The 20,424-nt window shown below is 67.6% G+C and carries 18 protein-coding genes and 1 pseudogene; 2 read left to right on the top strand and 17 right to left on the bottom strand.

The window, feature by feature from the left end; translation table 11 throughout:
- Nucleotides 1–36: 36 nt before the first annotated feature.
- The 9 genes from ASE63_RS26245 to ASE63_RS26285 all read right to left on the bottom strand — a co-directional run bounded on the left by ASE63_RS26245 (nt 37) and on the right by ASE63_RS26285 (nt 8,244).
- Nucleotides 37–381 carry a Rid family hydrolase gene (locus ASE63_RS26245; RefSeq protein ID WP_056808616.1) on the bottom strand — a complete coding sequence of 115 codons (345 nt, stop codon included), beginning with the start codon at nt 379–381 and terminating at the stop codon, nt 37–39.
- Nucleotides 378–1,544 carry an FAD-dependent oxidoreductase gene (locus ASE63_RS26250; protein WP_056808618.1) on the bottom strand — a complete coding sequence of 389 codons (1,167 nt, stop codon included), beginning with the start codon at nt 1,542–1,544 and terminating at the stop codon, nt 378–380. Before ASE63_RS26250 ends, ASE63_RS26245 begins: the two co-directional genes overlap by 4 nt.
- Nucleotides 1,541–2,989, bottom strand: a complete 1,449-nt coding sequence (locus ASE63_RS26255; RefSeq protein ID WP_056808621.1) for a (2Fe-2S)-binding protein — start codon at nt 2,987–2,989, stop codon at nt 1,541–1,543. Before ASE63_RS26255 ends, ASE63_RS26250 begins: the two co-directional genes overlap by 4 nt.
- Nucleotides 2,986–3,294 carry a (2Fe-2S)-binding protein gene (locus ASE63_RS26260; RefSeq protein ID WP_056808623.1) on the bottom strand — a complete coding sequence of 103 codons (309 nt, stop codon included), beginning with the start codon at nt 3,292–3,294 and terminating at the stop codon, nt 2,986–2,988. Before ASE63_RS26260 ends, ASE63_RS26255 begins: the two co-directional genes overlap by 4 nt.
- The gene (locus tag ASE63_RS26265; RefSeq protein ID WP_056808625.1) at nt 3,275–4,408 is read right to left on the bottom strand and encodes an FAD-dependent oxidoreductase; all 1,134 of its coding nucleotides are present in this window, start codon (nt 4,406–4,408) and stop codon (nt 3,275–3,277) included. Before ASE63_RS26265 ends, ASE63_RS26260 begins: the two co-directional genes overlap by 20 nt.
- A gap of 6 nt (nt 4,409–4,414) precedes the next feature.
- Nucleotides 4,415–5,215: an ABC transporter permease gene (locus tag ASE63_RS26270; protein ID WP_056808626.1), complete on the bottom strand. Its 801-nt coding sequence runs from the start codon at nt 5,213–5,215 to the stop codon at nt 4,415–4,417.
- Nucleotides 5,212–6,090 (bottom strand): ABC transporter permease, encoded by an 879-nt coding sequence (locus tag ASE63_RS26275; protein ID WP_056808628.1) that lies wholly within the window; start codon nt 6,088–6,090, stop codon nt 5,212–5,214. The genes ASE63_RS26270 and ASE63_RS26275 overlap by 4 nt, the downstream gene beginning before the upstream one ends.
- On the bottom strand, nt 6,087–7,142 hold the full coding sequence (locus ASE63_RS26280) for an ABC transporter ATP-binding protein (protein ID WP_056808629.1): 1,056 nt from the start codon (nt 7,140–7,142) through the stop codon (nt 6,087–6,089). Before ASE63_RS26280 ends, ASE63_RS26275 begins: the two co-directional genes overlap by 4 nt.
- Before the next feature lie 145 nt (nt 7,143–7,287).
- Nucleotides 7,288–8,244: an ABC transporter substrate-binding protein gene (locus tag ASE63_RS26285; protein ID WP_082610318.1), complete on the bottom strand. Its 957-nt coding sequence runs from the start codon at nt 8,242–8,244 to the stop codon at nt 7,288–7,290.
- 201 nt (nt 8,245–8,445) lie between these two features.
- Here ASE63_RS26285 and ASE63_RS26290 point away from each other — a divergent pair, with 201 nt between their 5' ends.
- Complete coding sequence (locus tag ASE63_RS26290; protein WP_056808675.1) at nt 8,446–9,342, top strand: LysR substrate-binding domain-containing protein; 897 nt, start codon at nt 8,446–8,448, stop codon at nt 9,340–9,342.
- A gap of 58 nt (nt 9,343–9,400) precedes the next feature.
- Here ASE63_RS26290 and ASE63_RS26295 read toward each other — a convergent pair whose 3' ends face one another.
- Together ASE63_RS26295 and ASE63_RS26300 are read right to left on the bottom strand one after the other, a co-directional pair.
- Nucleotides 9,401–12,532, bottom strand: a complete 3,132-nt coding sequence (locus ASE63_RS26295; RefSeq protein WP_056808678.1) for an efflux RND transporter permease subunit — start codon at nt 12,530–12,532, stop codon at nt 9,401–9,403.
- A 7-nt stretch (nt 12,533–12,539) separates the two neighbouring features.
- Nucleotides 12,540–13,778, bottom strand: a complete 1,239-nt coding sequence (locus ASE63_RS26300) for an efflux RND transporter periplasmic adaptor subunit (RefSeq protein WP_056808680.1) — start codon at nt 13,776–13,778, stop codon at nt 12,540–12,542.
- 88 nt (nt 13,779–13,866) lie between these two features.
- Between ASE63_RS26300 and ASE63_RS26305 the strand changes: the two genes are divergently transcribed.
- A complete protein-coding gene (locus ASE63_RS26305; protein ID WP_056808633.1) occupies nt 13,867–14,532 on the top strand; it encodes a TetR/AcrR family transcriptional regulator in 666 nt (221 codons plus the stop codon).
- 198 nt (nt 14,533–14,730) lie between these two features.
- On the opposite strand, the gene ASE63_RS26310 is transcribed toward ASE63_RS26305, so the two are convergent.
- The 6 genes and pseudogenes from ASE63_RS26310 to ASE63_RS26335 form a co-directional block, all read right to left on the bottom strand.
- Nucleotides 14,731–15,180: a MucR family transcriptional regulator gene (locus tag ASE63_RS26310; RefSeq protein ID WP_056808635.1), complete on the bottom strand. Its 450-nt coding sequence runs from the start codon at nt 15,178–15,180 to the stop codon at nt 14,731–14,733.
- A 383-nt stretch (nt 15,181–15,563) separates the two neighbouring features.
- Nucleotides 15,564–17,312 carry a hypothetical protein gene (locus ASE63_RS26315; protein ID WP_056808637.1) on the bottom strand — a complete coding sequence of 583 codons (1,749 nt, stop codon included), beginning with the start codon at nt 17,310–17,312 and terminating at the stop codon, nt 15,564–15,566.
- A 28-nt stretch (nt 17,313–17,340) separates the two neighbouring features.
- Entirely contained in the window at nt 17,341–18,447 is a 1,107-nt protein-coding gene (locus ASE63_RS26320; RefSeq protein ID WP_056808639.1) for a chemotaxis response regulator protein-glutamate methylesterase, read from the bottom strand.
- Complete coding sequence (locus ASE63_RS26325; RefSeq protein WP_056808642.1) at nt 18,444–19,310, bottom strand: protein-glutamate O-methyltransferase; 867 nt, start codon at nt 19,308–19,310, stop codon at nt 18,444–18,446. Before ASE63_RS26325 ends, ASE63_RS26320 begins: the two co-directional genes overlap by 4 nt.
- Before the next feature lie 67 nt (nt 19,311–19,377).
- Nucleotides 19,378–19,860 (bottom strand): chemotaxis protein CheW, encoded by a 483-nt coding sequence (locus ASE63_RS26330; protein ID WP_056808644.1) that lies wholly within the window; start codon nt 19,858–19,860, stop codon nt 19,378–19,380.
- 80 nt (nt 19,861–19,940) lie between these two features.
- Nucleotides 19,941–20,424: pseudogene (locus ASE63_RS26335) on the bottom strand (methyl-accepting chemotaxis protein); the annotation flags it as partial.

The following is a 20,424-nucleotide window of genomic DNA, read 5'->3' on the forward strand; positions in this document are numbered from 1 at the left end:
GCGACCGGAGGGCGACCCGGGATGGCTCGCGCTTGATCAACGCGACGCCGTGACCACGATCTCGATGATCGCGCCGCCGCCCAGATCGGCTACGCCGACGGTGGCGCGGGTCGGCATGTCCTCGCCGAAGAAGCCGGTCCAGGCCGCGTCCATCGCCTTCTTCTGCGAGAGGTCCGTGACGAAGATCTGCGCGGCGACGACCGCCTTGCGGTCGAGCCCGACCTCGCCGAGATAGCTTTCGATCTTGCCGAGAATGTTTTCCGTCTGCGGGCCCATCGACTGCGTGGTGTCGTCGGCGATGACGCCGCCGACGAAGACGAGACTGCCGGTCTCGACGACGCGGTTCTGGATCGGCGTCTTGATGCTGCGCTTGATGGTCATCGGTCTTCTCCTGTGGTGGAAGCGATGCGTTGGCATGCCGCCGGCTGCGCAAAACGCGCGATGCCGAGGCCGTCGATCGGCACGTTGCTTGAGCCGGTCGCGATGATCTCGGCCATGACCGCTCCGGCACCGGGCCCGAGCTGGAAGCCATGGGCCGAGAAGCCGAACTGGTGGTAGACGCCCTCATGCTTCGCGCTCCTGCCGAAGACCGGCAAATCGTCCGGCATGCGCGCCTCGATCCCGGCCCAGGCGCGCACGACCGGCGCAGCCCGCATGATCGGGAACAGGTCCCAGACCGTCCCGGCATTGGTCGCGAGCTTGGCCCAGTCGAGCACGGTGCGGTTCTCGTCGCGGATGGCGCGGCCGAGATAGCCGCCGCCGATCAGCACGGTGCCGTTGCGGAACTGCTTGAAGGAGAGCTTGCGCTTGCGCAGGATCACCACCGGCCTGATGAAGGCCGGCATCGCGGCGGTGATCATCAGCATCGGCGCGATGACCTCGAGCGGCACGGGTTCGCCGAGATCGGCCGCGATGCGGTCGGCCCAGGCGCCAGCCGCGTTGACGATGCGGGGGCTGAGAAAGTTACCCTCGTCGGTCCCGACCCGCCAATTCGTGCCGTCGCGGCTGACGCTCGTGACCCGCACGCCCTCGCGTATCTCGGCGCCCAATTCGGCGGCCTTGCGCTTGAAGGCCTGCGTCGCGCGCAAAGGGATCGCCGCGCCGTCGCGGCGCGAGACCACGCCGCCGGGACAGCTATCGGAGACGGCCGGCACCAGCCGGCGCAGCTCGGCCGCGTCGATCAGCTCCTCATGGTGGAAGCCGCGCAGCGTCAGTTCGGCGACACGGGCGCGGCAGTTGCCGAGGTCCTCCTCGTCCTCCGCGACCAGGACCTGGCCATCCGAGGTGAAGCCGCAATCGTCGTCGACCAGGTCCTCGATGCGATGCCAGAGCGCCATCGAGGCGTTGGAGAGCGGGATTTCCGCGACATGGCGCGCCAGTTGCCGGACACCGCCGGCATTGACGCCCGAGGCATGCCGGCCGGCGTGATCCTTCTCGATCAGGATGACGGACATGCCGCGCATCGCGCAGTGCAGCGCCGTCGAGCAGCCATGGATGCCGCCGCCGATGACGATGACGTCGGCGCTGCGGCGCTCGCCGCTCACCGCACGACCGCTTTCACCGCCGCATCGGTCGGCGGCAGGGCGGCGAGTTCTGCCAAGGTGATCGGCTTCACCGGCGGGCGCAGGCGGGAATAGCCCACCTCGGCCGGGGAGACGCCGTGTGCCTGCGCGATCAACTCGACCACCGTCGGTCCGCAGAGCCTGCCCTGGCATGGGCCCATGCCGCAGCGCAGGAAGGCCTTCATCTGGTTGGGGCCGGTGACGCCGAGGCGGCTCGCGGTATCGCGGATCTGGCCGGCGGTGATCTCCTCGCAGCGGCAGACGATGGTCTCGTCGGCGGGCGGGGCGAGGAAGGTCTCAGCGGGACGATAAAGCAGGTCGAGGAAGCGCCGTCCGCGCAGGCTGCGCGCCAGCGCCCCGCGGATCGGCGCGGCCCGGCGGTCGCGCTCGGCCTCGGAGAAACGACCGAGCCGGCGTGCCGCGTCGAGGGCCGCCATCTCGCCGCGCAACGCCGCGCTCTCGGCACCACCGATGCCGGCCCCGTCGCCGGCGATGGCGATGCCCGGTATCGAAGAGGCGAACCAGTCGTCGACCTCCGGCGTCCAGCAATGCTGCTCGGGGTCGAACTCCTGCGCGCAGCCGGCCGCGTTGGAGAGGTTGATGCCGGGGATCACGCCATGATGCAGCAGCAGCGTCTCGCAGGCGATGGTCTCGCTGGCACCGCCGCGCTGGGCCTTCACAGCCGTGACCTTATCCGCTCCTTCGGCGGCGAGCGCCGTGACACCGGTCCTGAACGGCAGCTTGCGGCGCGCCTGCGTCATCAATCTCAGCCCCTTGGCGAGATAGGGCGAGCGGAGGAAATCCGGAAAAGCCGCGATCGCCGCCAGCCAGTTGCGGCGCGGCGTCGTGTCCAGCACCGCGACGATGTTGGCACCGGCCGCCGCGAGCTGCCCGGCCAGCAGATAGAGCAAGGGGCCGCAGCCTGCGATCACGGTGCGCCCGCTCGGCACGAGGCCGGAGCTCTTCAGCGCGATCTGCGCCGCGCCCGCCGTCATGACGCCGGGCAGGGTCCAGCCCGGGATCGGGAAGGGCCGCTCCTGCGCGCCCGTCGCCAGGATGATCTGGGCAGCGGCGATCAGCCTTGCCTTGCCGTTGAGCGAGAGGCCCAATTCGAAGCCGCCGGCCTCGTCGGGCGCGACCGACCAGACCGTGCAGCCCGGCGCGTAAGCCGCTTCCGTCCGCTCCAGCCGCGCGACGAGCGCCCCGCCTTTCCAGTAATCCTCGCCCAGGACCGCGCGGTCCGCGACCGGTGTCGTGGTGATGGCGCGGTAGATCTGCCCGCCCGGAGCCGGGCTCTCGTCGGCCAGCAGCACGGAGAGCCCCAGTTCGGCGGCGCGTGCGGCAGCCGCCAGCCCTGCCGGGCCGGCGCCGACCACGGCGATGTCGTAATGCTCGGCCAGCAGGCCGATCTCGGCAATAGTGTTCATGACCGCACCTCGTCCGGCTGGCGCCGCCCGGCCTGCGTCTCGATCCGCATGCCCTCGCGCAGGGGCACGAGGCAGCCCTGCCGGTTGCCGATGCCGTCGATGACGACGAGGCATTCGAAGCAGACGCCCATCATGCAATAGGGCCCGCGCGCTGCGCCCGAGACCGGCGTCTGGCGGCAGGCCGCGACGCCATTGGCGAGCAGCGCGGCCGCGACGGTGTCGCCGGCACGCGCCGTCATGGCGCGGCCGTCGAAGGTGAAGCCGAGCGAAGGGCCGGGCCTGGTCTCAGCTATGGGCCGGAACATGGAACCTCCGTGCCGAGAAGGCGGCAAGCGTTTCGGGCAGGGCGCCCGACAGGATGGCGGGTGCGAGCGTCAACACATGGTTGGCGGCAAGCGTCACGCCGGAATGGCAGGTGACGACGAAGGCGCCGGGGCAGCTTTCCGACTGGTCGTAGATCGGGAAGCCGTCCGGGCTCATCACGCGCAGCGCGGACCAGGTCCTGACGACGTTCAGCCCGGCGAGCCGCGGAAACATCCTGACTGCACGCTCGGCCATGACGGAGAGGATCGGCTGGCCGACCACCGTGTCGAAGCCGCGATCTTCCTGGCTGTCACCGATCATGACGCCGCCCTCGTCGGTCTGGCGGATCGTGACCATCGGGTTGTGCAGGAAGGGCGCGGTCTTCTCGGTGACGATGATCTGGCCCTTGCTCGGCTTCACCGGCGCGTCGAGGCCGACCATGGGGGCGAGCCGCGCATTGCCGAGGCCGGCCGCCAGCACGACCTTGGCCGTTGCGATCTCGCCGAAGGCGCCGCGCAGGAAAAAGCCGCCATCGCGCGGCACGATACTCTCCACCGTGCAGTTCGGCCGATAATCGACGCCGCGCCGCTGCGTCGCCTCGCGCAGCGCCCGGAACAGCTTCAGCGAGTTCACATGGCCGTCGAGCGGGCTGTAGACCGAGCCGACGACATCGGGGCCGATATCGGGCAGGCGGCGCCTCGTCTCGGCATGGTCGAGGATCTCATAGGGAAACTCGGCCAGCGACATCTGGTTGTGCAGCCGCTGCATCGTCTTGCGGCGCTGCTCCAGCTCGCCCTCGGACAGGCAGAGCATGAAGCCGCCGGGCTGGCTGTGCGCGACATCGAGGCCGGCCTCGTCGTTCAGCACGGCCGCAAGCTGGTGCCACTGCTCCGCCGAGCGGCGCGACCACATCGCATAGTCCGGCATGCCCAGCCCCTTGGACTGGACCCAGATCAGCGCGAAATTGCCGCGCGAGGCGCGAAAGGCGACATCGCCCTCGTCGAGGATGGTGACGCGGGCGCCGTTGCGCGCGAGGCCGAGCGCGATGGCGCCGCCGACGACCCCGCCGCCGACGACGACGATGTCGGCTTCCGATGAAGGTGAATGCGCAGTCACGGGATGTCAGCCTTTTCCGGATCCGACGAAGAGGCGGTCGAGGCCGAACAGCCTGTCGAGCGCGAACAGCATCACGGCGGTCAGCGCGATCAGGCAGGCGGAGATCGCCGCGATCAGCGGATCGATATTGTCCTGGATGTAAAGGAACATGCGGACGGGAAGCGTGGTGGTCTGGGGCGAGGCGATGAACACCGTCATCGTGACCTCGTCAAAGGAATTGATCGCCGCCAGCAGCCAGCCCGAGACGACGCCGGGCAGGATCAGCGGCAGGGTCACGCGCCGGAATACGGTGCCGGTGCCGGCGCCCAGCGAGACCGCAGCATGCTCGATACGCTGGTCGATGCCGTAGGAGGAGGCGAGGACCAGCCTGAGCGCGAAGGGCAGGATGACGATAACATGGCTCAACACCAGCCCGGTGAAGGTGCCGGACAGGCCGATCTGCGTGAAGAAGCGCAGGAAGGCGATGCCGAGCACGACATGCGGCACCATCAGCGGCGACATGAACAGCGCCGTCATGGCCTCGCGGCCGGGGAAGCGGTAGCGCGCGATGGCGAGTGCGGCCGGCACGGCGAGGATGATCGCGATGGTCGAGGAAAGGGCCGCCAGCCAGAGCGAGTCGCGGAAGGCGCGGATGAACTCGGGATAGTCGAAGATCGCCCTGAACCAGCGCAGGCTCGGGCCCCGCGTCGGCAGGGAGAGGTAGCCCTCCGGCGTGAAGGCGACGATGCAGACGATCAGCAGCGGCGCCAGCATGAAGACGAGGAAGAGCGCGTGGAAGACCAGCGCGAGGGGGCCGTTGCGCTTCATTCGAACACCTGTGCGTAGCGACGTTCGACGAGGCGGTTCGAGCCGACGATGATCAGCACCAGTGCGACCAGCAGCAGCGTCGCGACGGCGGCGCCGAGCGGCCAGTTCAGCGTGTTGAGGAACTCGTCATAGGCCAGCGTCGAGGCGACCTTGAGCCGGCGCCCGCCGATGATCGCCGGCGAGGCGAAGGCGCTCGCGGCGAGCGCGAAGACGATGATCGAGCCCGAGAGGATGCCCGGCACGACCTGCGGCAGGATCACCCGGCGCCAGATGGTGAGCGAACCGGCCCCGAGCGAGGAGGCCGCGTTCTCGATCTGCGGGTCGAGCCGCTGCAGCGAGGCCCAGACGGCGAGGATCATGAAGGGGATCAGCACATGGGTCAGCGCGATGACGACGCCGGTCTCTGTGAACATGAATTCGAGCGGCGTCGAAATCAGGCCGAGCGCGATCAGGCCCTGGTTGACGAGGCCGGTCGAGCCCAGCAGCAGGGCCCAGCCCAGTGTGCGCGCCACCACCGAGACCAGGAGCGGGCCGATGACCACGAGCAGGAAGGCGCTGCGCCAGGCCGGCGACATCCGGTTCAGGATATAGGCCTCGGGCACGCCGATCAGGATCGTCGCCAGCGTCACCAGAACCGAGATGCGGAAGGTCCGCAGAAAGATCTCGAAGAAATAGGAATCGGTCGCGATCTCGAGCCAGTTCTTCAGCGTGAACTCCGGCACGATGCCCTTGTACTGCCCCCAGTCGTAGAAGGAGAGCAGCACGGTCATGCCGAGCGGGATGATGACGAGCCCGAGGAAGACGAGCAGCGCCGGCCCGGTCAGCGCATAAGGCGTGGCCCGCTGGGGCAAGGCGAACGGAGCGGCGAGCGTCATGGCGCCACCCCATCCGACAGGTCTTGGGGCAGGATCGAGACATCGCCCGCCGCGAAGGCGAGGCGCACGCTCTCTCCCTCCGCCGGCACTCCGGCCCCGTCATTGTGGCGGATGATCGTGAGCTTTCCCGCCGCGCTCTCGGCCCCGAGCAGCCAATGCGCGCCCTGGAAGACGCACGAGATGATCCGCGCCTGGAAGCCCGGCGCATCGGCCGCCGCGAAGACAAGCCGCTCCGGCCGCACCGCGATGCGTACAAGACCGCGCGGCACCGCCGGCAGGCACAGCGACAGCGCCTCGATGCCGATCACCCCCGCCCCGTCGCCGGTTGCGGTCAGGACATTGGTCTTGCCGAGGAAATGCGCGACGAAGGAGGTCGAGGGCGCGCCATAGACGCTATCCGGCGCGCCGATCTGCTCGACGCGGCCATGGTTCATCAGCACGATGCGGTCGGAAAGCGCCATCGCCTCCTGCTGGTCATGGGTGACGAGGATGGTGGTGGTGCCGACCGAGCGCTGAATCTGGCGCAGTTCCCCCTGCATCTCCTCGCGCAGCTTGGCATCGAGATTGGAGAGCGGCTCGTCGAGCAGCAGCAGGGCCGGCTTGATGACCAGCGCCCGCGCCAAGGCGACGCGCTGCTGCTGGCCGCCCGACATGCGTCGCGGATAGCGATCCGAAAACCCCTTCAGCCCGACCAGCGCCATCGCATCGAGCGTTCGCTTCTCGCGCTCGGCCTTGTCGATGCGGCGCATCTCGAGACCGAAGGCGATGTTCTCGGCGACCGTCATGTGCGGAAACAGCGCATAGCTCTGGAAGACGATGCCCAGCCCGCGCTTGCTCGGCGGGACATGGCCGAGATCCTGCCCGTCGAGCAGGATGCGCCCGCGATCGACCGTGGCGAAGCCGGCGATCATCTGCAGCGTCGTGGTCTTGCCGCAGCCGGAGGGGCCGAGCAGCGAGACGAACTCGCCGCGCTCGACGGAAAGATCGAGCCCGTCGACGGCGGCGACGCTGCCATAGGACTTGCCGAGGCCTTCGAGAACGAGATGCGACATGGGTTCCGGACGATTTCTGCTTGAGCGCGGGCGTCATGGTCGGGCTTGACCCGACCATCTCATGCCATGCGGGCGAGAGCCCCTGTCACGAGATTCTCGGGTCGTTGCAAAGCGACGCCCGAGAATGACGGCTTACGGCTGACGGCTACCGCTCGACCTCGCGGTTCCAGCGCCGGGTCCACTCCTCGCGCTTGGCGTTGGCGACGTCCCAGTCGACCGCCTTGAGCTTCTTCACGTCCTCGCCATAGGGCAGGCCCTTCTGCTCGTCCGGCGTCAGTGTCACGGTCGTGTTGGCGGGGCCGAAGCCGGCGCCGGTCGCCATCACCTTCTGGATCGCAGGGGAGAGCATGAACTGGATGAAGGCGTTGGCTTCGGCCGCGTTCTTCGAGCCCTCGATCGGGCAGGCCGCGACACCGAGCGCATAGCCGCCCTCCTTCGGGTAGACGAATTCGACCGGGAAGCCGGTGTCGGCGAAAGCCTTGACGCGGCCCGAACCCCAGACACCGAGCACGGCCTGGCCGTTCTGGAACAGCTCCGTCATCTTCGCCGGTGACGGCTCATAGGCGACGATGTTGGGGTTGATCTCGTCCTTGAAGGCCTTGAAGCCGGGCTCGATATTGCCTTCGCCGCCCCCGCCCATCTGCGCGAAGGCGATCAGCGCATGCAGGCCGTAGGTGTTGTTGATCGGCGGCACGACGACCTTCTTGCCGTAGGTCTTGGCCTTCAGGTCGTTCCAGGAGGTCGGGGCCGGCCACTTGTTCTCGTCGAAGACCTTCTTGTTGTAGAACAGCCCGGTGCCGACGAGGCCGAGCCCCACCCCCCTGTTCGACTTGAACTTCATCACCGGCGCCACGTCCCTGTAGACGGGTGCGTCGGTCAGCGTGCCGCAGAAGCCGAGCGCCACGGCCTGATAGGCCGGGCCGTCATCGACGATGGCGACGTCGATCTGCTGGTTGCCCTTCTGCGCCTGCAGCTTGGCAAGCGTGTCGGTCGAATTGCCGGCGACGTACTCGATCTTGACGTTGGCCTGCTTCTCGAAGGCCGGGATGACCTCCTTGCGCATGGTCTGCTCGTAGGAGCCGCCATAGCCGGCGACGAACATCGTCTTTTGCTGGGCGAGAGCTGCTGGAGCAGCAAGCGCGGTGCCGGCGGCCAGAGCGAATGTGATGGCAAGTTTCACGGTATCCCCTCCTCGTTTTCGAGTGATGGGTGAAGGTTCCGTGACAGTCTGGAGTTGGTCAAATCGAAAGATTCACCCAGTCCATACCGAAATGTTATGAGTTGCGGCGGGGAGAATGCGACCATGCTAAATCCGCGCCAGATCGAGGCTTTCCGGACCGTCGTCGTCACCGGCGGGGTCACCGCGGCGGCGAAGGCGCTGAACGTCACGCAGCCGGCTGTGACGCGGCTGATCCACGACCTGCAATATGCGCTGGGCCTCACCCTGTTCGTGAAGCGCGGCTCGCGGCTCGTCCCGACCAACGTGGCGCTGTCGCTCTATCGCGAGGTCGAGCGGCAGTTCGTCGGCCTGGAGCGCATCGAGAACGCCGCGCGCAACCTGCGCGAGGGGCGCGCCGGCTCGCTTCGCGTCGCGGCGCTGCCGGCCTTCGGCGTCGGCTTCCTGCCGCGTCTGGTCGGCCATTATCTCAAGCAGCGGCCCGACCTCGAGATCGCGCTCTACAGCAGCATCTCGTCGCAGGTGGTCGATTGGGTCGCTTCGGGCTTCTGCGAGGTCGGCTTCGCGCAGATGCCGCTCGACTTTCCCGGCATCGACATCGAGATGCTGCCGTCGGTGGAGCAGGTCGCGGTGGTGCCGGCGGACCACCGCCTCGCGGCCAAGGCCGAGTTGGTCCCGGAGGATTTCGCCGGCGAGCCCTTCGTCTCGCTCGAGCAGTCGACGCAGCTGCGCTACCGGGTCGATGCGCTGTTCTCGGCCCATGGCGTGGCGCGCTCGACGCGGGTCGAAACGCCCCTGTCGATGATCGCCTGCGGGCTGGTCGCCTCGGGGGTGGGGGTCTCGGTGGTCGATCCGTTCACGGCTGCGGAATATCGCGGCAAGGGTATCGAGATCCGGCCGATGCGGCCGGCGGTGGTGTTCGACATCGCCGTGGTCTGGGGCGCGGGGCGCTTCCGCTCAGCCGTGGCGCGCGACTTCGCCGCGACGGTGCGCAGCGCGATCGAAGCGCACCGCCACGGCTAGACCATCGGGCCGCCCGAAACCGTAAGCCGCTTTTCGGTCCGATGCTCTGAACCGCGCCTCAATGCGCCTCGGCGGGCGCCGTGGCCTTGCCCCTGCGCAGGCGCCGGACCGTTCCGGCGACGGCGACATAGAGCAGCGGCACGAAGAACACGCCGAGCACGGTCGCGGCGATCATGCCGCCCATCACGCCGATGCCGATGGCGTTCTGGCTGCCGGAGCCGGCGCCGCTCGCGATCGCCAGCGGCAGCACGCCAAGTATGAAGGCAAAGGACGTCATCAGGATCGGGCGCAGGCGCTGGCGCGCCGCCTCCAGCGTCGCCTCGACCAGACCCTTGCCCTTGGCCTCCTGCTCGATCGCGAACTCGACGATCAGGATGGCGTTCTTGGCAGCCAAGCCGATCGTCGTGAGCAGCCCAACCTTGAAGTAGACGTCGTTGGACTGGCCGAACAGCGTCGCCGCCAGCAGCGCGCCGAGGATGCCGATCGGCACCGAGAGCATGACCGCGAAGGGGATCGACCAGCTCTCGTAGAGCGCCGCCAGGCAGAGGAACACGACCAGCATCGAGAGGATGTAGAGCGCCGTCGCCTGACTGCCCGAGAGCCGTTCCTGATAGGATAGCCCGGTCCATTCATGGGCGAAGCCGCTCGGCAGCTGCGCCATCAACCGGTCGACCTCCTCCATCGCCGAGCCCGAGCTGACGCCCGGCGCCGCGGCGCCCTGAAGCTGGATGGCAGACGAGCCGTTGTAGCGTTCGAGGCGCGGCGAGCCATAGCGCCACGTCCCGGAGGAGAAGGCGGAGAACGGCACCATCTCGCCGGACTGATTGCGGACATACCAGCGCCCGATATCCTCCGGCTGCATGCGGAAGGGCGCATCCGCCTGCACGTAGACGGATTTCACCCGGCCGCGGTCGATGAAGTCGTTGACATAGGCCGAGCCCCAGGCGGTCGAGAGCGTGTCGTTGATCGCCCCCAGCGAAAGTGTCAGGGCGCTCGCCTTCTCCTGGTCGATCTCGACGGCATATTGCGGCGTGTCCTCCTGCCCGTTGGGCCGGGTGCCGGACAGCTGCTTGCTCTGCCCCGCAAGGCCGAGGAACTGATTGCGCACCTCCATCAGCCGGGCATGGCCGGCGCCGGCGATGTCCTGCAGGTAGACGTCGAAGCCGGCCGTGTTGCCGAAGCCCTGGATCGCGGGCGGGGCCAGCGCGAAGACGGTGCCGTCCTTGATCGAGCGGAAGGCCCCCATGGCACGGCCCGCGATGGCCTGCGCCGTCGCCTGCTTGCCGGAGCGTTCGGCGAAGGGCTTGAGGCGCACGAAGGCGAGGCCGACATTCTGGCCCTGCCCGCCGAAGCCGAAGCCGGCGACGGTCAGGACGCCCTCGACGAGGTCCTTCTCCTTTTCGAGATAGTGCTTCTGCACCTCGTCGAGCACCCGCAGCGTGCGGTCCTGCGTGGCGCCGACGGGCAGCTGGACGCTGGTCAGCAGGATGCCCTGATCCTCCTCCGGCAGGAAGGAGCTGGGCAGCCGGGCGAAGAGATAGGCCATGCCGCCGGTGATCAGCAGGAACACCAGCAGGAAGCGCGCCGGCCTTGCGATCATGCCGGCGATACCGGACCGATAGCCGTTCGTCGTGCGCTCGAAATTGCGGTTGAACCAGCCGAAGAAGCCCTTGCGCGGGCCGTGATCGTCGATCGGCTTCAGCAGCGTGGCGCAGAGCGCCGGCGTCAGCACCAGCGCGACCACGACGGAGAGCGCCATCGCGGTCACGATGGTGATCGAGAACTGCCGGTAGATGACGCCGACCGAACCGCCGAAGAAGGCCATCGGCACGAAAACCGCCGAGAGCACGGTCGCGATGCCGATCAGCGCGCCGGTGATCTCGCCCATCGACTTGATGGTCGCTTCCTTGGGCGAGAGCTTCTCTTCGCGCATCACGCGCTCGACGTTTTCGACCACGACGATGGCATCGTCGACGAGCAGGCCGATGGCGAGCACCATGGCGAACATGGTGAGCGTGTTGATGGAATAGCCGGCCAGCGCCAGCACGCCGAAGGTGCCGAGCAGCACGACAGGCACGGCCAGCATCGGGATGAAGGTCGCGCGCAGGTTCTGCAGGAAGACGTACATCACCACGAAGACGAGCAGGATCGCCTCGAACAGCGTGTGCACCACCTTCTCGATCGAGAGGGTGACGAAGGGCGTGGTGTCATACGGGTAGGTGACCTCGACGCCTTCCGGCAGGGTCGGCTTCAGGCGGTCGATGGTCGCCTGCACGGCCTTGGCGGTGTCGATCGCGTTGGCGCCGGTGGCGAGGCTGATGGCGAGGCCGGTGGTCGGCTGGCCGTTATAGCGCGAGACCGTGTCGTAGCTCCTGGCGCCGAGCTCGACGCGCGCGACGTCGTTCAGCCTGACGATCGAGCCCGAGGGGCCGCTCTTCAGGATGATGTTCTCGAATTGCGCGACCGTCTGTAGCCGCGACAGGGCGGTGACCGTGGCGTTGAGCTGCTGGCCCTTGATCTGCGGCAGGCCGCCGAGCTGGCCGGCCGAGACCTGCGTGTTCTGCGCCTGGATCGCGGCGGAGACGTCGCTCGGCATCAGCGCGTATTTCTCAAGCTTCGTCGGGTCGAGCCAGATGCGCATGGCGTAGCCGGCGCCGAAGAGCTGGGTCGAGCCGACACCCTCCACGCGCTTCAGCGTATCGTTCAGGGTGGAATCGACATAGTCGGCGAGATCGGTCGTGTTCATCCGACCGTCCTTCGAGACGAAGGCAGCGACCATCAGGAAGCCGGTCGAAGCCTTCGCGACCGAGATGCCGGTGCTCTGCACCACCTGCGGCAGCTGCCTTGTGACGAGCTGCAGCTTGTTCTGCACCTGCATCTGCGCGACGTCGGGGTCGGCCTGGCTGTTGAAGGTCAGCGTGATCGAGGCGTTGCCGGTCGCGGTCGAGGTCGCCGTCATGTATTGCAGGTTGTCGAGGCCGGTCATGCCCTGCTCGATGACCTTGGTCACCGAATTCTCGACGGTCTGGGCGTCGGCGCCCGGGTAATTGGCGCTGATCTGCACAGTGGTCGGCGCGATCTGCGGATATTGCGAGATCGGCAGCGTGCGCAGCGCGAGCAGGCCCGCCAGCATGATGGCGATGGCGACGACCCAGGCGAAGATCGGACGTTCGATGAAGAAACGCGACAGCATGGCGTCAGTTCTTCACGGCCGGAGCTGCGGCAGAATCCGCCGATGCGCCCAGAGCGGCCTGTCGGTTGGCCGACCGGATCTCGCCGGTGGCCTCGTCGATCGTCACTTCGGTACCGGTCACGGTCTGGCCGGAGCGCACGAGCTGCCCGCCCTCGACGATGATGCGGTCGCCGTCCTTGACGTTCTGGTTGATCAGCCAGTTGTTACCGACGCTGCGCTCGGTCACGAGCACGCGCTCCTCGACCTTTCCGTCCGGGCCGACGAATTTTGCCGTCGCCTCGCCCTTCGGATTGCGGGCGACCGCGCGCTGCGGCAGCAGGAAGCTGTTCTGCGCGATGCCCTCCTCGACCACGGCGCGGACGAACATGCCTGGCAGCAGCAGCCGGTCCGGATTTGGGAACTCGGCCCTGACCGTGAAGGTGCCGGTGGTGACGTCGATGCTGGACTCGGCGAATTCGATCCTGCCGGGCGGCTCGTACGCCACGCCCGTGTCGAGCTTGAGCTTGACCGCGACATTGTTGCCCGAGAGCTTCAGACGCCCTTCGGCGACGGCCTGGCGAAATTTCAGGAGGTTTGTGCTCGACTGGATGATGTCGACATTGATCGGCTCGAGCTGGCGGATGGTGGTCAGCGCCGTCGCCTGGTTCGCCGTCACGAGGGCGCCAGGCGTCAGCGTCGAGCGGTCGACGCGGCCGCCGATCGGCGCCGTCACCTTGGTGAAGTCGAGATTGATCCTCGCTGTCTCGACGGCCGCCTTCGCGGCGGCAACGTCGGCGAGAGCCTGCGCCAGCGTGGCCCTGGCATCGTCGGTATCCTGCTGGCTCGTGGCATTCCGCTGCAGCAGCTCGCGGTAGCGGTCGGCCCGTAGCCTGGCGTTGACCGCGGCGGCTTCCGCCTTCTGCTGGGATGCCACGGCGCTGTCGAAAGCGGCCTGATAGGGTGCAGGCTCGATCTCGTAGAGCACGGCCCCGGCCTTGACCTCGCTGCCTTCCTGAAAAAGGCGCGACTTGATGATGCCGCCGACCTGCGGACGCACCTCGGCGATGAGGCTGGCCGCGACCCGGCCCGGCAGCTCCGCCGTGACGGCGACCGATTGCGGATGCAGCACCATGACGCTGACCTGCGCCTGGGGCTGCGGCGGCGCGGCGGCCTGCTCGCTGTTGCAGCCGGCAAGCGCGAGGCCGATGAGGGCACCTCCGAGGAGCAGCAGACGCTGCGGATTTTCGGCTCGCTTGATCGGCATCGGAGGCCTCATTAGGAAACTGATGAGTTTCTTAACTCTTGATTTCCGCAACTGTCAAACGGCATGATGTGTTCTGGAGAAATGCCAGATGGACAGTGATTGTGGATTGGGGACGGCGCCGGCTCAGCCGCGAGGCCCCGGACGGCCGAAGCAGCGCACCGACGATCAGGAGCGGCGGCGCATCGTCGCTGTCGCCTGCGAACTCTTTCTCGATGTCGGATATGGCGGCACCACGATGGATGCGGTCGCGGCACGCTGCGGCGTGTCGAAGAAGACGCTCTATCGCCTGTTCCCCGCAAAGACAGACCTGTTCGGGGCGATGATCGCCGATCATCGCCGGACCATGCTGGCCTTGCCGCGGCCGGACGATGCCTTGTCGCCGGCTCAGGCCCTAGCCCATATCTTCCGCCTCGATATCGACGAGGTGGAGAACCGCCAGCGGCTCGCCTTCATCCGCCTCGCGACCGCCGACGCCGACCGCTTTCCCGAAATCGGCACGGCGATCACGCAGGAGGGTGCGGAGCCGGCGCGCCGGCTGCTGGCCGACTGGCTCGAGCGCCAGCAGCAGCGCGGAATCCTGCGCGCCTTTCCGCCGGAAACGGCCGCGCGGATGCTGATGGACATGGTCTTCAGTGTGATGGTGAAGCGCTTCCCGGGCGACAATCTGTTGACGCGCGAGGCGCGCGTTGCCCACGCCCGGCAATGCATCGACGTCTTCCTGCACGGCCTGGGCCGGACCGTGCCGGGCGACTGAGAACGACACGCTCTCGCGTGACCGATCAGGGCGAGCCCGCACGAGCGTCCGGAAGGCCAGGTTCACCGGCGCGGCCCTTCCCCAAACAAAAACACCATCCCGAGCCCGGGATGGTGATGCTTTTTTGTCCAGATCGGCTGGCTTCCCTTGCAGAGCGCTGCGCTAGGCAGGCGGCTGAGCCCGGAAGCCGGCGCTGAATCAGGCCTTGGCGCGGGCGACGCGCTTGGGCTTAGCCGCCACGGCCGGAGTGGCGGCCTTGCGGCCGAGGCCCATCGACTTGGCCAGGGCGGAACGCGCCTCGGCATAGGCCGGCGCAACCATCGGGTAATCCGCCGGCAGGCCCCACTTGGTGCGATACTGTTCGGGCGTGAGGTCGTATTTGCTGCTCAGATGCCGCTTCAGCGACTTGAAGGACTTGCCGTCCTCCAGGCAGATGATCGCGTCCGGGGTCACGGATTTGCGGATCGGAACCGCCGGGACCAGTGGCGCGGCCGGGGGGGCCTCGGGCTCGGCACCGAGCTTTGCCAGCGAGCTGTGAACGCTTGCGATCAGCTCGGCGAGCTCAGCGCGCGGGACGTTGTTGCGGGTGACATAGGCAGCCACGATCGCGGTCGTCAGATCGAGAAGCTCTTCGTTATTCTCCGGCATCGTCCGTTCCAATCCAGAAAAGAAATCGCATAGTAACTGGTAACTGCACCCGGATTACGGCCTAGGCGGGGCCATGTCTATCGGTAATGCTTGGAAAATTCTGGCATCAATCGATCCATCCGCGCAGCAGACCACCCGTTACACGCCCAACGTGTAGCTGCAACGCTCCATAACCGACCGAAAACGCTGACAATTTTATTCAATCACTGAATCGCAGTAGCCGTCATTACGGGAGCGCAAGCGGCGAAGCAATCTGGAGACGCTGGACAGTACTGCCTCAGTCCCTCGATTGCTTCGCTACGTTCACAAAGACGATTTGATTCGCTCTAGCGACGGGTAGAGACCTATTCATGACCGGGTTCGCCGACTGATCGGCGCCGGCTCTAGAACAGGATGTCGTCTAGGTCGCTTTCCACCGGAACCGCGATCGACGGCGCGGCAGCGCCGGCTTCTGCCGGCAGCAGCGGTCCGATCACGGCCTGGTGGATCGTGCGCTCCGCGGCCATCGTGTAGTTCGGCCAGACCTCGGCGTTGATCAGCGCGCGCAGGCGATCAGCCAGGCCGACGCGCTGCGGCAACTCCTGGCCGGCGGCGGCACGGGAAAGTTCGGCCGCTCCCGAGGCGATCAGGTCGCTCATCGCGCCGGCGTTGGAGAAGGACAGCCGTGCCTGCGCCACGACCGTACCGAAGCCGCCGCCCTCGCGCGCGAGCTGGTCCAGCGTCGCGCCCAGGCGGTCGCCGGTCCGTCGCATCGCCTCGAGCGAGCCACGCATCGCCTCGTTGAGTCCGACGAAATGGGCCGCATCGAGACGCCCCACGCTGGTCAGCCCGCTCGATGCCTGCTGCATCTGCGCGAAGGTCGGCGTCAGCCGCTCGGCATCGCCGGCGACCTGGTCGGCCGCGAATTTCAGCTCCTGCGCGATGACGACGAGGCTGCGCCCACCGGTACCGATCCGCGCCGCACGCAGACCTGCATTGGTGCCGATCAGCACGATGCTGTCCACCGTGTCGCCCAGCGCCGCCACGGTCTTCTGGCAGGTTTCGAGAACGGTCGAGAGCGCAGACGTGACACGGTCGACGCCCGAACGCGCCCGGTCGCATTTGCCGAGAAGATCGGAGGCCTGGGCGAGCTCCGCTTCGAGATCGGCAAGGAAGGATCCGGATTTCGCGCCGTCGCCCTGATAGAGCGAGCGGACCAGATCGAGCAGGCCGGCGGTATCCCCGGCAAGGAGTGCGAGCGCCGCTTCGATCGCCTCGGCGTCCTGGGCGAGCGTCTGGGCGCTCTCCTCGAGTTGTGCGGACTCGAGCCGCCGGAGCAGCAACTCCGCCGCCGCTTTTTCCTCGGCGTCGAGCCCTGCGCCCGGCCCGGTGCCCTCGGCGATGTCGACGAGCAACCGCAGCGCGGCGATGACATGCTCAAGCCTCTGCCGAATGCTGTCGCCTGATTGCAGCGCGATGATCGCGCCGCCCGCCGCCATCGCGATCTTGCCGGAGTGGCGCGCGGCTTCGCTCGTCAGCGAGACGCTGCGATGCTGGCGTTCCGTGACCTCCGCCAGGGTCTCTTCCAGATTGCCCGCGAGAGACGACAGGGCGTGGCCGTAGCGCGCCTCGAAATCGCGTTGCGCCGCCAGCGCCGAGCCGAGCAGCGCGCTGAGATGGTCATGGTCGCGGGCGCAGCTCTGGATGGTGTGCTGGGCCTGTGTGGTCAGGGCTACGATCTCGCTGGTGAAATCGCCGAAGTCGCGACCGGCTGCCTGCACCGAGACGGCCTCGATGCGGGCGCTGCGGGCCAGGATCGTGATCAGCCGCATATGCTCGAGCAGGCGATCGAGAGACTGGGAGGCCGCCTTGCTGTGCGTCGCCAGATCCTGCAGCAGGCCTGTCTCGTCGCGCAGGCCGCCATTGATGGCACGTAGCTCCCCGGCGAGGCCGGACAGCGTCTCGCCGGCCTGGGCGATCTCGTCGCCGGAGAGCTCGGCCGAGAGGGTCGAGAGCCGTTCCTTCAGCCCCTCGAACAGGCCCAGACCGTCGCCGAGCCGGCTCCCAGCCTGCGCGAAGGTGACGTCGATCTCGCGGGCGCTGCCTTCCAGCGCCCGGATCAGCCGCGGCAGCGCCGCATCCTTATCGTGCATCCCTGCCCCGCTCACGCTTCTGCCGTGTTCATATGCCGCGCGCATTCTCGCCCCCTGCGCCGGGCGCCGCCTGCGGCCACGCCATGATCTCCTGCGGTACGCGCGAGAGCCTGACGATGCGCTCGGCCGCGCCAAGGTCGATCGCCTCCTTCGGCATGCCGAAGACGACGCAGCTCTCGGCGTCCTGCGCCAGCGTGCGGGCGCCGGCCTTGCGCATCTCGAGCAGACCGCGCGCGCCATCGTCGCCCATGCCGGTCATGACGATGCCGAGCGCGTTGGCGCCGGCATATTGCGCGGCCGAGCGGAACAGCACGTCGACCGAGGGACGGTGGCGCGAGACATGCGGGCCGTCCTTGATCGCGATGCGGTATTGCTGGCCCGAGCGCTGCAGCAGCATGTGACGGTTGCCGGGCGCGATCAGGACCCGGCCGACGCCGACCTCGTCGCCGTCCTCGGCCTCCTTGATCTCCATGGCGCAGATGCCGTTCAGCCTCCGCGCGAAGGCGAGCGTGAACTTCTCCGGCATGTGCTGGACGATGGCGATGCCCGGGCAGTTCGCCGGCAGCTGCTCCAGCACTTCGCGCAGCGTCTCCGTGCCGCCGGTCGAGATGCCGATGCAGACGATGCGGTCGGTCGCCTGGCGGACGCGGCCGAGCACCGGCGGCGGCAGGATGGCGTCGGCCGTCAGCTTCTTCTCGATCGGCATGCGCGGCTCGCGCGGCCGCAGCTTGGCCTGTGCCGCAGCGCGCACGGCATGACGGAGCCGGTCGGCGGTTTCCAGCAGCGCATTGCGGGTGTCGATGCGCGGCTTCGGCAGCACGTCGACGGCGCCTGCCTCCAACGCATCGAAGAGCGCCTTCGAGCCAGCATCGGTCAGCGTCGAGCAGATGATCACCGGGATCGGCCGCTGCGCCATGATCTTGCGCAGGAAGGTGAGCCCGTCCATGCCGGGCATCTCGATGTCGAGGATCATGACATCGGGCAGCTCGCTCTGGAGCTTGCGCGCGGCGGCGAAGGCATCCGCCGCCGTGCCCATGATCTCGATGCCGGGATCCTCGGACAGGATCGAGCTGAGCACCTGGCGAACCGACGCCGAATCGTCGACGACGAGGACGCGGATGGGTTTGCGGCTCATGCTGCCGATCTCCCGGCAGCCGCCCCGGTCGCCTGGAAGACGGTGGGTACGACGGAACGCAAGCCTTCGGCCCCGCCTCCGGCCATCGATTCCGAGTGTCCGAGCATCAGATAGCCGCCCGGCCGCAGATGCGAAGCCAGCCGCGACAGCACGGCCTGCTGCGTCGGCTTGTCGAAATAGATCAGCACGTTCCGGCAGAAGATCACATCGACGTCGTGGTCGAAGGGGTAGCTGTCGTCCATCAGGTTGAGGCGCTCGAAATGGACAAGCCGGCGCAGCTCGGGAACGACCCTGACCATATCGGCCCGTGCATCCTTCGAGCGCATCAGATAGCGCTGCTGCATGGCGGCGGGCACAGGGGCGACGAAGCTGCGCGGGTAGATCGCCGAACGCGCCTCCTGCAACACCTCGGTCGAGACGTCGGTGCCCAGGATCGAAAAGCGCGAAACCTTCCTGACCGCGACGAGATCCTGCAGCACCATGGCGGCGGTATAAGCTTCGGCGCCCGTCGAAGAAGCGGCGCTCCAGACCTTCAGGTCGAGCGGGCGGGCGCCACGGCGCTGCGCGAGCTGCGGCACGGCGACGTCGCGCAGGAACTCGAAATGGCTGGGCTCGCGAAAGAAGTCGGTCTTGTTGGTCGTGACGCAGTCGATCAGGTGCACGAGCTCCTGTTCGAGCCCGTTGCGATCGAACAGATGCGCGCCATAGGCCTTGAGCCCTGGCAGGCCGAGCGCCCGCACGCGCCTGCGCAGCCGCCCCTCCACCATGGTTCGCTTGGTCTGCGGCAGCTTGATGCCGACACGGGATTCGATGACCTTGGCAATCGCCGTGAAATGCTTGTCGGCCAGATGGTCGTAGCTCATCTGGTCGCGGGACGTGGGCGACGAAGTCTTGGGCGATGAGGCGTTGGGCACTGACTGCGTCATCTGTTCAGGCCGCCCTCTCGGGCAGGATCGATGCGAGAGCCGGCAGATCGTCCGATTCCATCAGCCGTTCGAGATCGAAGACGACGATGAAGGCTTCGCCCTTGCGGCCGATGCCGGCGATGTAGTTCGACTGCCAGCGGCCGCCGACATCGGGCGCCGCCTCGGTGTGGTCGCGGTCGAGCCCCGTCACCTCGAAGACCCGGTCAGCGACGAAGCCGACGCCGAGCGTGCGGCCCTTGACCGGCACGTCGAGGATGATGATCCGGGTGGCGTCGGTCGGCTCCGCACGCGGCAACCCGAGCTTGGTGCGCAGATCGACGATCGGGTAGCCCGCGCCGCGGACATCGATCATGCCGAGCAGGAAGTCCGGCGCATGCGGCAGCTTCGAGATCGGCCGCATGTCGAGGATCTCCCGGACATTGCGGATGTCGATGCCGAACAGTTCTTCGTCGATGCCGAGCGTCAGATATTGGGCGGTGTCAGCCATGGTGATCTCGCGATGTAGGCGGCCTGGCCTGAAGGGATGGCATCCCGGCCCCGCGACGCGCGGAGCCGGGCTTATCCCCGTCAGTTGCGGTGGAAGGCGGCGTCGTCCTGGTCTTCTGCGCCGTCGAGATCGAAGGCGAAGCCGCCATTGGCGACCTTCCGAGCGGGACGCGCCTGCGCCTTCTTCGGCTGGATCGCAGCCGCCATGCTGGCAGCCTTGCCGCGCAGCTGCTTCACCGCCTTGTCGACCGCCACAGGCTGCATCCGCGAGGCCGCGCCGTCCTCGAGGCGGAAGAAGGCGATGGTGGCCTGGAGCTGCTCGGCCTGGGCAGCGAGTTCCTCGGAGGTGGCCGAGACCTGCTCGGAAGCCGCCGCGTTCTGCTGGGTGACCTTGTCGAGCTGCTGGATCGCCTGGTTGATCTGGGTCGAGCCGACATCCTGCTCGCGGCAGGCGGCAGTGATCTCTTCGACCAGCTCGGCCGTCTTCTTGATGTCCGGCACCAGCTTGGCCAGCATCGAGCCCGCCTCCTGCGCCACCTTCACCGTGTCGGTCGAGAGCGTGCCG

Origin of the sequence: Allobosea sp. Root381 (assembly GCF_001429395.1) — a bacterium.
Lineage (GTDB): Bacteria > Pseudomonadota > Alphaproteobacteria > Rhizobiales > Beijerinckiaceae > Allobosea.

Excerpts from the sequence above, each read along its gene's own strand:
- ASE63_RS26245 (WP_056808616.1), bottom strand. The coding sequence starts at position 381 with ATGACCATCAAGCGCAGCATCAAGACGCCGATCCAGAACCGCGTCGTC.
- ASE63_RS26255 (WP_056808621.1), bottom strand. The coding sequence starts at position 2,989 with ATGAACACTATTGCCGAGATCGGCCTGCTGGCCGAGCATTACGACATC.
- ASE63_RS26260 (WP_056808623.1), bottom strand. The coding sequence starts at position 3,294 with ATGTTCCGGCCCATAGCTGAGACCAGGCCCGGCCCTTCGCTCGGCTTC.
- ASE63_RS26270 (WP_056808626.1), bottom strand. The coding sequence starts at position 5,215 with ATGAAGCGCAACGGCCCCCTCGCGCTGGTCTTCCACGCGCTCTTCCTC.
- ASE63_RS26275 (WP_056808628.1), bottom strand. The coding sequence starts at position 6,090 with ATGACGCTCGCCGCTCCGTTCGCCTTGCCCCAGCGGGCCACGCCTTAT.
- ASE63_RS26280 (WP_056808629.1), bottom strand. The coding sequence starts at position 7,142 with ATGTCGCATCTCGTTCTCGAAGGCCTCGGCAAGTCCTATGGCAGCGTC.
- ASE63_RS26285 (WP_082610318.1), bottom strand. The coding sequence starts at position 8,244 with ATGTTCGTCGCCGGCTATGGCGGCTCCTACGAGCAGACCATGCGCAAG.
- ASE63_RS26290 (WP_056808675.1), top strand. The coding sequence starts at position 8,446 with ATGCTAAATCCGCGCCAGATCGAGGCTTTCCGGACCGTCGTCGTCACC.
- ASE63_RS26300 (WP_056808680.1), bottom strand. The coding sequence starts at position 13,778 with ATGCCGATCAAGCGAGCCGAAAATCCGCAGCGTCTGCTGCTCCTCGGA.
- ASE63_RS26305 (WP_056808633.1), top strand. The coding sequence starts at position 13,867 with ATGGACAGTGATTGTGGATTGGGGACGGCGCCGGCTCAGCCGCGAGGC.
- ASE63_RS26310 (WP_056808635.1), bottom strand. The coding sequence starts at position 15,180 with ATGCCGGAGAATAACGAAGAGCTTCTCGATCTGACGACCGCGATCGTG.
- ASE63_RS26315 (WP_056808637.1), bottom strand. The coding sequence starts at position 17,312 with ATGCACGATAAGGATGCGGCGCTGCCGCGGCTGATCCGGGCGCTGGAA.
- ASE63_RS26320 (WP_056808639.1), bottom strand. The coding sequence starts at position 18,447 with ATGAGCCGCAAACCCATCCGCGTCCTCGTCGTCGACGATTCGGCGTCG.
- ASE63_RS26325 (WP_056808642.1), bottom strand. The coding sequence starts at position 19,310 with ATGAGCTACGACCATCTGGCCGACAAGCATTTCACGGCGATTGCCAAG.
- ASE63_RS26330 (WP_056808644.1), bottom strand. The coding sequence starts at position 19,860 with ATGGCTGACACCGCCCAATATCTGACGCTCGGCATCGACGAAGAACTG.